Source organism: Pseudomonas sp. KCJK9111 (genome assembly GCF_046231935.1).
Classification (GTDB): Bacteria; Pseudomonadota; Gammaproteobacteria; order Pseudomonadales; family Pseudomonadaceae; genus Aquipseudomonas; species Aquipseudomonas parafulva_B.
The window spans coordinates 1-14,927 of sequence record NZ_JBJJMO010000085.1; the positions used below are offsets into that span (position 1 = coordinate 1).

The following is a 14,927-nucleotide window of genomic DNA, read 5'->3' on the forward strand; positions in this document are numbered from 1 at the left end:
ATGGCGCCACGGCTATAGCTGCGCCTGGCTAACTCGCCATGGCCGTCTTTTTCCACCTGACCCGCGCTTCGTTAATTTCTGCCCCCCGCCATCCGTTCCCCTCTGTACATCCCCGGCCGCTGATGCTGTCCGCCCCTGCAGGTGGCCACACCGGCCCGCCCAACCCGACACCGGCAGGAACACCCATGACGCATGCCTTCGAACTCCCGACTTCGCTGGTCCAGGCCCTGATGCAACGCGCCGTACAGAGCCCGGACAAGATCGCCTTGCGCTTTCTGGCCGATGCGCCCGGCGAACAGGCCGTGCTCACCTACCAGGCGCTTGACCAGCGCGCCCGCGCCATCGCCGCCGCGCTGCAGGCGCGGGCTACATTCGGGGACCGTGCCGTGCTGTTGTTTCCCAGCGGCCCGGACTACGTGGCGGCGTTCTTCGGCTGCCTGTATGCCGGCGTCATCGCGGTGCCGGCCTACCCTCCGGAGTCCGCGCGTCAGCACCATCAGGAGCGCCTGCTTTCGATCATCGACGACGCCGAGCCGCGCCTGCTGCTGACCATCGCGCGATTGCAAGAAAGCCTTCAGGGCCTGGAGGCGCTGCAAGCCGCGCAGGCCCCGGAGCTGCTGGCCGTTGACCGGCTTGATCCCGCACAGGCGGCGGATTGGCGCGAGCCTGCATTGCAACCCCATGACATCGCGTTCCTGCAGTACACGTCCGGCTCCACGGCCCTGCCGAAAGGGGTGCAGGTCACCCACGGCAACCTGGTGGCGAACGAACAGCTGATCCGCCACGGCTTCGGTATCGACCTGAACCCTGACGACGTGATCGTCAGCTGGCTCCCGCTCTACCACGACATGGGCCTGATCGGCGGCCTGCTGCAGCCGATCTTCAGCGGCGTGCCCTGCGTGCTGATGTCGCCGGGTTATTTCCTGGCGCGGCCGCTGCGGTGGTTGCAGGCTATCAGTGAGTACGGCGGCACCATCAGCGGCGGCCCTGACTTTGCGTACCGCCTGTGCAGCGAGCGGATCAGCAAGGCTTCACTGGCCGGGCTCGACCTGAGCCGCTGGCGGGTGGCGTACTCGGGCTCCGAGCCGATTCGCCAGGACAGCCTGGCCACTTTCGCCGACACCTTCCAGGCCTGCGGCTTCAAGCCACACAGCTTCTTCGCCAGCTACGGGCTGGCTGAGGCGACGCTGTTCGTCAGCGGCAGCCGCCGCGGTGAGGGCATCGGCGCCTTGGCGCTCGATGCCCAGGCCTTTGCCGAAAACCGCGCCGAGCCGGGCGAGGGCAGCGTGGTGATGAGCTGCGGCTGGCCACAGCCAGGCCATGCGGTACGCATCGTCGAACCCGAGCAGTGCCAGGTGCTGGCGGACAACCAGGTGGGGGAAATCTGGGCCGCCGGGCCAAGCATCGCCCACGGGTACTGGCGCAACGCCCAGGCCAGCGCCCAGACGTTCGTCGAGGCGGATGGCCAGCGCTGGCTGCGCACAGGCGACCTGGGTTTCATGCGCGGCGGCGAGGTGTTCGTCACCGGTCGCCTGAAAGACATGCTCATCGTGCGCGGGCAGAACCTCTACCCGCAGGACCTGGAAAAGACCCTTGAGCGTGAGGTGCCTGCGCTGCGCAAGGGCAGGGTGGCCGTATTCGCCGTCGAGCACGAGGGCGAGCAAGCCATTGGCGTGGCGGTGGAGATCAGCCGCAACGTGCAGAAGACGACAGCCCCCGAGGCACTGATCAAAACGCTTCGTCACGTCGTCGCCGATGCCTGCCGCCAGGCCCCGGCCGTGGTCCTGTTGCTCAACCCGGGTGCCTTGCCCAAGACCTCCAGCGGCAAACTCCAGCGCTCGGCCTGTCGCCTGCGCATGGACGATGGCACCCTCGATTGCTACGCGCGCTTTCCCCAGCCCGCTTTGCCGGCCACCCAGGCCATGACCGGCGACGGGTTGCAGGCGCAAATCGCCCGTCTCTGGTGCGACATTCTCAAGGTCGAGGCGGTGGCGGCGGACGATCATTTCATGCTGTTGGGCGGCAACTCCATTGCTGCCACCCAGGTCACGGCAGCGCTGGCCGACGCCTTGGGCATCGAGCTGAGCCTGCGCACCCTTTTCGAGGCCCCGGTGCTGGCCGACTATACCCAGGCGGTTGCCACAAGCCTTGCCCAAGGCCAGCAAACAGAGGCCATCGAGCTGTTGTCCCGCGACAGGCCACTGCCCCAGTCGCTGGCGCAGAACCGCCTGTGGCTGCTCTGGCAACTGCAGCCGCAGTCGGCTGCCTACAACATCCCTGTTGGCCTGCAACTGCGCGGGGCCCTGGACGAACCTGCTCTGGAAGCCGCCCTGCAGGCGCTGGTGGCCCGCCACGAAGCCTTGCGCACGGTGTTCAGCGAAGTCGACGGCCAGGCAGTGCAACGCATCCTGGCTCACCTGCCGGTGAACCTTCAGCGGCTCGACCTGCAGGGGCAAGCGCCTGAGCAGGTCGACAGCCAGCGAGAGGCCGAGGCGTGCCTGCCGTTCGATCTGCAGGAGGGTCCGCTGCTGCGCCTGACGCTGGTCCATCTGGACGAGGAGCATCACCAGCTTTGGGTCACCCTGCACCACATTGCCGCCGACGGCTGGTCGCTCACCCTGCTCATGGACGAGCTGGCGCGCCTCTATGCGGCCTATTGCCAGCGTCTGGAACCCAAGCTGCCCCCGCTCGTGCTGGGCTACGCCGACTACGGCAACTGGCAGCGCACGTGGTTGGCAGAGGGTGCAGCCGAGCGTCAGCTCACCTACTGGCTCAATCAGCTGGGCGATGCGGCGCCGGTCCTGGACCTGTGCACCGACCATCCCCGCGCCAGCGACCGTGGCAACCATGCCGCACGCCTGAACGTGAAGGTGCCCGCGCACCTGTCCCAGGCCCTCAAGGCCCTGGGACATCAACACCACTGCAGCCTGTTCATGGTGCTGCTGGCGGGCTGGCAGGCGCTGCTGCACCGCTATACCGGCCAGGCCGACATCCGCGTCGGTGTGCCCAATGCCAACCGCTCGCGTCTGCAAAGCCAAGGGCTGGTCGGTTTCTTCATCAATACCCAGGTGCTGCGCGCTCAGGTCCATGGCCGGCTGCCGTTCGCCGAATTGCTCGGCCAGGTGCGCCAGGCCACCCTGGAGGCACAGGCCAACCAGGACCTGCCGTTCGAGCAGTTGGTCGAGGCGTTGCCCCAGGCCCGGGAACAAGGCCTGTTCCAGGTCATGTTCAACCACCAGCAGCGCGACCTGTCGGCGTTGCGGCGCCTGCCGGGCCTGCTGGCCGAAGAACTGCCCTGGCACAGCCGGGAAGCCAAATTCGACCTGCAACTGCACAGCGAAGAAGACCATCAGGGCCGTGTGCGCCTGGCATTCGACTACGCCAGCGAGCTGTTCGAGCAGGACACGGTGGCGCGGCTTGCCCAGCAGCTGTTGAGCCTGTTCGAGCACGTCTGCGAAACGCCGCAACTGCCCATCGGCGAGGTACCTTTGCTGGATGAGGCGAGCCGCGCACGGTTGCTGGGCTGGGGGCAAGCGCCGGCTGCGCAGCCGCCACAGTTGCTGGTCGAACAGCTCAACGAGCAGGCTCGCCTGCACCCGCAGCGCACCGCACTGGTGTGGGAGGGCGGCAGCCTCGGCTACACCGAACTGCATCAGCAGGCCAATCGCCTGGCCCATTACCTGCGCGACAAGGGCGTCGGCCCCGATACCTGCGTGGCCATCGCCATCGAGCGCTCGCCCCAGCTGCTGGTAGGCCTGCTGGCCATCCTCAAGGCCGGCGGCGCCTATGTGCCCCTGGACGTAGAGTACCCGGCCGAGCGTCTGGCCTACATGCTGGCCGACTGCAACGCCGGCCTGCTGCTCACCCACAGCAGCCAATTGGCTACCTTGCCGCACGTGCAGGGTGTTGGCGTGATCGCGCTGGACCAACTGCACCTGGACAACTGGCCGAGCCAACCGCCCCGGCTGCACCTGGACGCCGACAACCTGGCGTACGTGATCTATACCTCCGGCTCTACCGGCCAGCCCAAGGGCGTGGGCAACACCCACGGGGCGCTCGCCGAGCGGCTGCAGTGGATGCAGGCGACCTACGCACTGGGCGCGGACGACGTGCTGATGCAGAAGGCACCGATCAGTTTCGATGTTTCGGTGTGGGAATGTTTCTGGCCGCTGATCACCGGCTGCAAGCTGGTGCTTGCCGGTGCCGGTGAGCACCGCGACCCGCAGCGCATCGCAGCGCTGGTGCAGGCCCATGGCGTGACGACCCTGCATTTTGTGCCGCCTCTGTTGCAGGTGTTCGTGCAGGAGCCCCTGGCCGCAGGCTGCAGCAGCCTGCGCCGCCTGTTCTCTGGCGGCGAGGCGTTGCCGGCCGCCCTGCGGGATCGGGTGTTGCAGGTGCTGCCACAGGTGCAGCTGCACAACCGTTACGGCCCGACCGAAACCGCCATCAACGTCACCCACTGGCATTGCACCGCCAGCGACGGTGGGCATTCGCCCATGGGTCGCCCGCTGGGCAATGTACTGTGCCAGGTGCTGGACGATGAGCTGCACTTGAGCGTACCTGGCGTATCCGGCGAGCTGTACTTGGGTGGCACGGGCCTGGCCCGTGGCTACCTGGGCCGCCCAGGCCTGACGGCCGAGCGCTTCGTGCCCCAGCCCGGCGGCAACGGCCAGCGCCTGTACCGAAGCGGCGACCGAGTGCGCTGGTTGGTGCAGTACCCGGCGCTCGAGTACCTGGGGCGCCTGGACCACCAGGTGAAAGTCCGCGGCTTCCGTGTGGAGCCCGAAGAAGTGCAGGCCTGCCTGCTGGCCCAGGCCGGCGTCGAGCAGGCGGTGGTGCAGGTTCGCCAGGACCCCGTAGGTGCACAACTGGTGGGTTACTACAGTGGCACCGCCGAATCGGGGTCCCTGCTCGCGGCACTCGCCGGGCAGCTTCCGGCCTACATGGTGCCGGCACAGCTCATGTGGCTGGCGCAGATGCCGCTCGGCCCGAATGGCAAGGTCGATCGCAAGGCATTACCGGCGCCTGTGTGGCAGCAACGTGAACACATCGAGCCGCACAGCCCCTTGCAACGACAGGTCGCGGCCATCTGGTGCGAAGTGCTGGGCCTGCCCCAGGTCGGCTTGCAGGACGATTTCTTCGCCCTGGGCGGGCACTCCTTGTTGGCGACGCAAATCGTCTCGCGCACGCGCCAGGCCTGCGACGTCGAACTACCGTTGAAGGCCTTGTTCGACGCCAGCGAGCTGGGCGCTTTCTGTACCGAAGTTGCGCGCATCCAGGCAAGCGGTGAACGCAATGCGCAAGGTGACATCCCGCGCGTGGATCGCCGTCAGGCGGTGGCGCTTTCCTATTCGCAACAGCGCATGTGGTTCCTCTGGCAAATGGAGCCCAACAGCCCGGCCTACAACGTCGGTGGCATGGCGCGCCTGCGCGGCACCTTGCATGTGGATGCCTTCGAGCGGGCGTTGCACGCGCTAATCGTGCGTCACGAAACCCTGCGCACCACCTTCCCCAGCATCGAGGGCGTGCCTTACCAGTGCGTGGCCGACGACAGCAACCTGCAGCTGGCTTGGCAAGATTTCAGCGCACTGCCCGACGCCGCTCGCCAGCACAGCCTGCAACAGTTGGCCGACCAGCAGGCACACCAAGCGTTCGACCTGGAAAGTGGCCCCCTGCTGCGTGCCTGCCTGGTCAAGCTGCAAGAGCGCGAACACGTCTTCGTGCTCACCTTGCATCACATCGTCACCGAAGGCTGGGCCATGGACATCTTTGCCCGCGAACTGGGCGAGCTGTACGAAGCCTTCGTCGACGACCGTGAGTCGCCGCTGGCACCTTTGCCCGTCCAGTACCTGGACTACAGCGTATGGCAACGGCAATGGCTGGACAGCGGTGAGGGCGCTCGCCAGCTGGCCTACTGGAAACAGCGGCTGGGCCAGGAGCACCCGGTACTGGCGCTGCCCACCGACCGTCCTCGGCCTGCCGTGCAAAGCCACAAGGGCGAGCTCTACAGGTTCGAGCTGGACCCTGCGCTGGTGCAGCGCGTGCACGCCTTCAACAGCCAACGTGGCCTGACCTTGTTCATGACCATGACCGCTACCCTGGCCGTGCTGCTGCATCGCTATAGCGGCCAGCGCGACCTGCGCATCGGCGCCCCGGTGGCCAACCGCATCCGCCCCGAGAGCGAAGGGTTGATCGGTGCTTTTCTCAACACCCAGGTGCTGCGCTGCGAGCTGGACGGCCAGATGACCGGTGCCCAGGTGCTCGAGCAGGTGCGCCAGGCAGCCATCGAGGGGCAGTCCCATCAGGACCTGCCGTTCGAACAACTGGTCGAGGCCTTGCACCCACCGCGCAGCAGCGCCTACAACCCGCTGTTCCAGGTGATGTGCAACGTGCAGCGCTGGGCCTTCCAGCAAAGCCGTACGCTGGCCGGCATGCAGGTGGACTACCTGGTCAACGACGCAGCCGCCACCAAGTTCGACCTCTACCTGGAGGTCACGGACCTCGATGGCCGCCTGGGCTGCTGCCTGACCTACAGCCAGGACCTGTTCGACGCGCCACGCATCGCGCGCATGGCTGCGCACTGGCAGCAGTTGCTGGTCGGTCTGCTGGATCAGCCGCAGCAACGCCTGTGCGAGCTGCCGATGCTCAGCAGTGCCGAACAGCAGGGGCTGGTTGCGCAGCTGCGTGGTGAGCCGAGCAGTGCGGCGCGGCATACGCTGCATGGACTGTTCGCGGCCCAGGCGGCCCAAGACCCACACGCACGGGCCCTGACATTCGCCGGCCAGCACCTGAGCTACGCCGAGCTCGATCAGCAGGCCAACCGCCTGGCCCGTGCCTTGCGCGAGCGCGGTGTCGGCCCGCAGGTGCGGGTGGGCGTGGCGCTCGAACGTTCGCTGGACATGGTCGTCGGCCTGCTGGCTGTACTCAAGGCCGGCGGCGCCTACGTGCCGCTCGACCCGGAGTACCCGCTGGACCGCTTGCGCTACATGATCGAGGACAGCCAGGTCGGCGTGCTACTCAGCCAACGCCGCTTGCTGCAGGACCTCGGGCCGCTGCCGGAGCACCTGGCCTGCTGGAGCCTTGAAGACGATCAGCCGACGCTGGGTGCCTACAGCGAGGCGCCGCTGGACGATGTGAGCCTGGCGCAGCACCCGGCTTATCTGATCTACACCTCCGGCTCCACCGGCAAACCCAAGGGTGTGGTGGTCAGCCATGGCGAGTTCGCCATGCACTGCCAGGCGGTGATCGAGGCGTTCGGCATGCGCAGCGACGATTGCGAGCTGCATTTCTATTCCATCAATTTCGACGCGGCCAGCGAACGGCTATGGGTGCCGCTGCTGTGTGGCGCACGCGTGGTCATCCGTGCCCAAGGGCAATGGGGCGCCGACGAGATCTGCCAGCTGGTGCGAGAGCAGCACGTCAGCGTGCTGGGCTTCACGCCCAGCTACGGCAGTCAGTTGGCCCAGCATCTGGCCCTACAGGGCGAGTGCCTGCCGGTGCGCCTGGTGATCACCGGTGGCGAGGCATTGACCGGCGAGCACCTGCAGCGCATCCGCCAGGCTTTCATCCCTGATCAGCTGTTCAACGCCTATGGCCCCACCGAAACCGTGGTGATGCCGCTGGCCGCCCTGGCCCCGCAAACACTGGCGGCCGACCTGGGCAGCGTGCCCATCGGGCGGGTGATCGGCCAACGCACGGCCTACATCCTCGATGACGACCTGGCCCTGTTGCCCCAGGGTGGCATCGGTGAGCTGTATGTGGGCGGCGCTGGCCTGGCCCAGGGCTACCACGACCGCCCCGGCCTCACCGCCGAACGTTTCGTCGCCGACCCCTTCAGCCACACAGGCGGGCGCCTGTACCGCACAGGCGATCTGGTGCGCCTGGGCCAGGATGGCCTGGTGGAGTACATCGGGCGCGCCGACCAGCAGGTGAAGATCCGCGGCTTCCGTATCGAGCTGGGTGAAATCGAGAGCCGTTTGCAGGCCCATGCCGATGTGGATGAAGCGGTGGTCATCGCCGTGGACATGCAGGGCGTACGGCAACTGGTCGGCTACCTCGTAAGCCCGTACGCAGCTGCCGACACCCATGCCCAGCAACAGCTGCGCGAGGCCGTCAAGGCCCATGCCCATCAGCATCTGCCGGACTACATGGTGCCGGCGCACCTGGTGCTGCTCGAATCCCTGCCGCTGATGGGCAACGGCAAGCTGGACCGCCGCGCTTTGCCGCTGCCCGACCTCGACCAGGCTCGCCAGCAGTACCAGGCGCCGGCCAATGAGGTGCAAGCGCAATTGGCGCAGGTCTGGGGCGAGGTGCTCAACGTCGATCAGGTCGGCGTTCAGGACAATTTCTTCGAGCTGGGCGGTGACTCGATCCTGTCGATCCAGGTGGTCAGCCGCGCGCGACAGGCCGGCCTGCAATTTACCCCGCGCGACCTGTTCCAGCACCAGACCATCCAGGCCCTGGCGGCCATCGTGCAGCCGGTGCAGGCCACCGACAGCATCGAGCAAGGCCTGCGCCAAGGCATCGCCCAGCTGACCCCGATCCAGCACTGGTTCTTCGACAGCGCCTTGGCGCAGCCGCAGCACTGGAACCAAGCCGTGCTGTTGCAATGCCGCACGCCGCTGGACGAGACCCGGCTGCAAACCGCGCTGGCCGCCCTGGTCGAGCACCACGACAGCTTGCGCCTGCGTTTCAGCGATGCGGCTGGCCGTTGGCAGGGCGAGTACGCCCAGCCTGATGATCTACAGCTGCTGTGGTCGGCCACGGTCGCCGACCTGGACGATTGCCAGGCGCTGTACACCGACCTGCAACGCAGCCTCGACCTGCAGCGCGGTCCTTTGCTCCGTGCCTTGCTGGTGAGTGACGGGGAGGGTGAGCAACGCCTGGCATTGGCCATCCATCACCTGGTGGTCGACGGCGTTTCCTGGCGCATCCTGCTCGAAGACCTGCAGGCGCTGTACCGAGGCCAGGCCCTGCCGGCCAAGACCCATGCCCCAGGTGATTGGGCGGCGCGGCTGGCCGCCTATGCCAGCAGCGATTCGCTGCGTGATGAGCTGGGCAGGTGGCAGGCGCAAGTGGGCGAGGTACGCCATGAGCTGCCCTGCGATCATCCACAAGGCGGCAACTTGCAGCGTCATGCCCGTACCGTGACCATCAGCCTGGATGCGCAGCAGACCCGCCAGTTGCTGCAGCAGGCGCCTGCGGCCTACCACACCCAGGTCAATGACCTGCTACTGACGGCACTTGCCCGCACCCTGTGCCAGTGGACGGGTCAGCCACAGGCGCTGGTGCAGTTGGAAGGCCATGGCCGCGACGGGTTGTTCGAGGACATGGACCTGACCCGCAGCGTCGGCTGGTTCACCAATGCCTACCCGTTGAGCCTGTCGCCCCTGGCAGGGGATGATGACCAAGCTCTGGCGGCGTCCATCAAGCACATCAAGGAGCAGTTGCGCCAGGTGCCGCACAAGGGCCTTGGCTACGGTGTGCTGCGCTACCTGGCGGACCCGGCAACGCGCGAGCACATGGCGGCCCTGGCGCAAGCGCGCATCACCTTCAACTACCTTGGGCAGTTCGACCAGCAGTTCGACGACGGCGCGCTGTTCACGCCGGTGGACGCGCCGGTGGGCCTGGCCCATGACCCGGATGCGCCGCTGCCCAACTGGCTGAGTGTCGATGGCCAGGTCTACGGCGGTGCGTTGCAACTGCGCTGGACATTCAGCAGTGAACGCTATGAACCGCACACCATCGCCACACTGGCAAACGCCTATCGCCAAGAGCTGATAGCGCTGATCGACCATTGCCTGGCAGACGGGCAGGGCAGCTACACTCCATCGGACTTCCCCCTGGCGCACCTTACCCAGGCGCAGATCGACGCGCTGCCCGTGCCAGCCAACCTGATCGAGGACGTCTACCCGCTGACCCCCATGCAGGAAGGCATGCTGCTGCACACCCTGCTCGAACCCGGCACCGGCCTGTACTACATGCAGGATCGCTATCGCATCAACAGCGCGCTCGACCCCCAGCGCTTCGCCCTGGCCTGGCAACAGGTGGTGGCGCGGCACGAAGCCTTGCGCGCCTCGTTCAGCTGGAACAGCGGCGAGGCCATGCTGCAGATCATCCACAAGCCCGGGCAACTGGCCATGGATTACCAGGACTGGCGCGACCTGGACGCCGCCGACCAGGAGGCTCGCTTGCAAGCCCTGCACAAGCAGGAGCGCGAAGCCGGCTTCGACGTGTTGCACACGCCGCCGTTCCATTTGCGCCTGGTGCGTGTGGCCGATGCGCGCTACTGGTTCATGATGAGCAACCACCACATCCTCATCGATGCCTGGTGCCGCTCGCTGCTGATGAACGATTTCTTCGAAATCTACCAGGCGCTGGGCGAGGGCCGGCAGGCGCAGCTACCGGTGCCGCCGCGCTACCGCGACTACATCGGCTGGCTGCAGCGCCAGGGGCTGGACGACGCGCGCGCCTGGTGGCAAGCCAACCTGGCCGGCTTCGAGCGCGCCACGGCACTGCCAAGCGACCGCCCGCTGCGCCATGAGCATGCGGGCAGCGGCATGATCGTCGGCGATTGCTACACACGCCTGGCGGTCAGTGAGGGCGCTCGCCTGCGCGAGCTGGCCCAGGCCCACCAGTTGACCGTCAACACCTTCGCCCAGGCAGCCTGGGCCCTGGTGCTGGCGCGCTACAGCGGCGAGCGCGACGTGGCCTTCGGCGTGACCGTGGCGGGTCGGCCGGTGAGCATGCCGCAGATGCAGCGCACCGTCGGCCTGTTCATCAACAGCGTGGTGCTGCGCGTACAGCTGCCAACGGCCGGCCAGGGGTGCAGTGTGCGCCAGTGGTTGCAGGGTTTGCTGGAGCGCAACATGGAACTGCGCGAGTACGAATACCTGCCACTGGTGGACATCCAGGCGTGCAGCGAACTGCCCAAGGGCCAGCCCTTGTTCGACAGCCTGTTCGTGTTCGAGAACGCCCCGGTGGAAACTGCCGTGCTCGACCACGCCCAGCACCTGGATGCCACCTCCGACTCAGGCCGCACCCACACCAATTTCCCGCTCACCGCGGTCTGTTACCCAGGTGATGACCTGGGCCTGCACCTCTCGTTCGACCAGCGCTACTTCGACTACCCGACGGTCGAGCGCTTGCTGGCCGAATTCAAACGCCTGCTCCTGGCGCTGGTCCAGGGCTTCGACGGACAAGTGCAAGCGTTGCCGCTGGTGGGCGCCGAGGAACAGCGTTTCTTGCTCCAGACATGCAACAACACCCAGCGGGCCTATCCCCTGGAGCACAGCTATGTCGCCCAGTTCGAGGCGCGCGTGGCCGCCCATCCTCAGCGTACCGTGGCCCGGTGCCTGGACGCCGAGTACGACTATGCCGGCCTGAACCTGGCGGCCAACCGCCTGGGCCATGCACTGCTCGAGGCGGGTGTCCGGGTGGATCAACCGGTGGCCCTGCTGGCCGATCGTGGTTTGCCACTGCTGGGCATGATCGTGGGCAGCTTCAAGGCCGGTGCCGGTTACCTGCCGCTGGACCCAGGCCTGCCTACTGCGCGCCTGCAAAGCATTCTTGAGCTCAGCCGCGCGCCAGTGCTGGTGTGCAGCGCGGCCTGCGCCGAGCAGGGGCAGGCCTTGCTGCAAGCCATGGACCCTGCCGTACGGCCCCAGTTGCTGGTGTGGGAAACCGTCCAGACCTGCACCACGGCCAGCCACAACCCTGAGGTCTACAGCGGCCCGGACAACCTCGCCTACGTGATCTACACCTCAGGCTCCACCGGCTTGCCCAAGGGCGTGATGGTGGAACAGCGCGGCATGCTCAACAACCAACTGAGCAAGGTGCCCTACCTGGCGCTGACCGAACACGATGTCATCGCGCAGACGGCATCGCAGAGCTTCGACATTTCGGTGTGGCAGTTCCTGGCCGCGCCGCTGTTCGGCGCCCGGGTCGAAATCGTGCCCAACGCCATTGCCCACGATCCCCAGGGCCTGCTCACCCATGTTCAGGCCACCGGCATCACCGTCCTTGAGAGCGTGACATCGCTGATCCAGGGCATGCTTGCCAACGAACACCAGGCGCTGGACGGCCTGCGCTGGATGCTGCCAACCGGCGAAGCCATGCCACCGGAGTTGGCGGCGCAGTGGTTGCAGCGTTACCCACGGATCGGCCTGGTCAACGCCTACGGGCCAGCGGAATGCTCGGATGACGTGGCGTTCTTCCGTGTCGATGCCGCCTCCACCCAGGGCAGCTACTTGCCCATCGGCACCCCGACCGACAATAACCGGCTGTACCTGCTGGGCGATGAACAGCAACTGGTGCCGCTGGGGGCCGTGGGAGAGTTGTGCGTGGCGGGTACGGGCGTGGGGCGAGGCTACGTGGGCGACCCGGCACGCACGGCATTGGCGTTCATTCCCCACCCTTACGGTGCACCCGGCGAGCGTGTGTACCGCACCGGCGACCTGGCCCGCCAGCGGCCTGACGGTGTGCTTGAGTATGTGGGCCGTATCGATCACCAAGTAAAGATTCGCGGTTACCGTATCGAACTGGGTGAAATCGAAGCCCGGCTGCACGAGCAGCCGCAGGTCCGCGATGCAGCGGTGGCCGTGCAGGATGGAGTCAACGGCAAGCATCTGGTGGGTTATCTGGTGCCGCACCACGGGGTCAAGGGCGACGACACCGTGCTCGCTCAGCTCAAGGCACGCCTGCGCGCCGAGCTGCCCGAGTACATGGTGCCCCTGCACTGGGCCTGGCTCGAAGCCTTGCCTCACAACGCCAACGGCAAGCTCGACCGCAAGGCCCTGCCCGCCGTCGACATCGGCAACCAGCACAGCCAGGCCTATCAGGCACCGCGCAGCGAGCTCGAAGGCCTGCTGGCCGGTATCTGGGCCGAGGTGCTCAAGGCCGACCGGGTTGGCGTACACGACAACTTCTTCGAACTGGGCGGGCACTCGCTACTGGCCACCCAGATCGCCTCGCGGGTGCAGAAGCAACTTCAGCTGAACGTGCCATTGCGGGCGATGTTCGAGTGCAGCACGGTGGCGGAACTGGCCGTGTACGTGGAGGGACTGCAGGGCAGCGCCCTGGATGAAGACAAGGTGGACCGGTTGAGTGACTTGATGGCGGAGTTGGAAGGCTTGTGAGGGGCGGCGGGCGATGGGTAATTGCCCGTTCGTTCAAGGGTTAACGACGCCGGATGATTGGCGGGGCTGAAATCCTTGGGGCTGCTGCGCAGCCCAAGGACACGAGCTGGCTCGCTCGGGTCGCGGCTCAAGGGGGCCTCGCAAGCTGCCGTCTTCACCTTTCTCGAGCGTGTTCACTGCGCCTGTGATAACGATTTGCGTGACCGATCATACAGCTAGCGCCTTTATAAACGCCTCATCCAGTGAGTTGGCCTGGTACCGAGCAAGCAATTGATCTGCGTTATCGAATGCCTGAAGTTGTTGATGGGCGAGCATGTAAAAGCGGTGCAGTTATCTACGATTTCCTGTGTGTAATGGGACGATATCATGACGCTGGCGCCCTCACGGCAGGCGCTCTTGATGCCCAACCAAATATAATGCCGAAATTCAGGATCTACCCCCGCGGTCGGCTCGTCGAGCATGATCAAGTCACTGCTCGTCAACAAGAGCGTCAAGCTGATGAAGCTGCGCACTTCCCCGTAACTGCATTTGGACGCCTTTTTTTGCGCAATTTCTGAAAAGCGCCGGCCCAATGCGGGAGACCACCCATCAAGGCGCACGATGGCCTGATCAATGCTTAGCAATGTTGGCATATTTAAAAGCGTAATGAGTTTGTAAACCTCCCCCATTCGAAGCTGTGAAAGCGGTGTGAGGATCTGAGTCAGGTAGGTGAGGTGACGAGCATTATTGCAAATCACGCCACCCGTCGGGTACCGAAGTCCACTGATAATGTCGAAAAGTGTGGTCTTTCCGGCACCGTTGCAGCCTAGAATGCCCACTGCTTCGCAGGGCGATAAGTCGATATTTATCTTGTGAAACAGAAGCCTTTTTTGGTACGAGAAGGAAAGTTCGGTGAGGGTTAGTAGGCGCATCAGTAACGGCTCCAAACCGGTTGAATTCTAAAATGCTTGGCTGTCAGGTAGAGCGCTGTGATGGACAGCATGAATAAGGGTGGGAAGACCATTCCGAGAGCGAGGTCGCCGTGAAAAAGCCGGGTGCTCACAATTAGTGGGTTAAGGAGCATGGCTACAGGGTGCTGGGACTCAACGGTGGCAGCGCCAAGATAGCTCGAGACGAGCATGAGGAATGACAGAAGCGAGAAAAGGGTGCCGGCCGTGCTGAACGTGAGGGGGAGAGAGGCTATTATGAAGCCGATGAGTGTGAAGCCGAGATAACTTGTTGCGACACCTGCAATGATAAAACTGTACTCTTGGAGTGAGTAGGGGCCGTGGAAGGCCTTGGTCGAGAAGTAGAACACCGACGCGTAGAGAATGCTCATGAGTGCGTAGGTTGTCATGTGCGCCGCCAGGAAAAGTAGCAGTGGCTCTTGTCGATAGATAAATGATCGAATGAAGCCGCTCTCTCGCCTGCCGATTAAGTAAAAGCTGAAGCCGAATAACGCGACATTGGCAGAAATATAGGCGTAAAACCAGCCGGCTTGTATCAAGTAGGTAGTGGAGGGGTCTGGCTGGCTACTCAGCATGAACAAAAGGAAGGGTGCCAAGGCCGCCCAGAGAAGACTGGCTGTATCTCTGAGGTTTTCTTGAGTGAGTAATATTGAGATTCGGCATATTTTTGTTGTTTTTTTTATTGGCAAGGCCCGGCGGTGCAGTTGAATGCCCGCTGATTTATGACTGTCAGATGATTGTCTGCTCCGTAGCTACCCTGTCCTCAAGTTTTAAAAAAGCGAGCGACTGGCGGTGAGAGGGTAAGCATGTCGAAGGAAATAGGGAAGTAGGTCGCCGTCGTGTT

3 protein-coding genes are annotated in these 14,927 nt (G+C 65.0%); 1 reads left to right on the plus strand and 2 read right to left on the minus strand.

From position 1 onward, the window contains the following. The first annotated feature begins 185 nt into the window (after positions 1 to 185). Positions 186 to 13,136, plus strand: coding sequence for a non-ribosomal peptide synthetase (locus ACK59L_RS19975; RefSeq protein ID WP_409275559.1), 12,951 nt, complete (start codon positions 186 to 188; stop codon positions 13,134 to 13,136). A gap of 224 nt (positions 13,137 to 13,360) precedes the next feature. Here ACK59L_RS19975 and ACK59L_RS19980 read toward each other — a convergent pair whose 3' ends face one another. Both ACK59L_RS19980 and ACK59L_RS19985 read right to left on the minus strand, forming a co-directional pair. Beyond that, positions 13,361 to 14,047 (minus strand): ATP-binding cassette domain-containing protein, encoded by a 687-nt coding sequence (locus ACK59L_RS19980; RefSeq protein WP_409275561.1) that lies wholly within the window; start codon positions 14,045 to 14,047, stop codon positions 13,361 to 13,363. After that, positions 14,047 to 14,472, minus strand: a complete 426-nt coding sequence (locus tag ACK59L_RS19985) for a hypothetical protein (protein ID WP_409275563.1) — start codon at positions 14,470 to 14,472, stop codon at positions 14,047 to 14,049. The genes ACK59L_RS19980 and ACK59L_RS19985 overlap by 1 nt, the downstream gene beginning before the upstream one ends. Between the last annotated feature and the right edge of the window lie 455 nt (positions 14,473 to 14,927).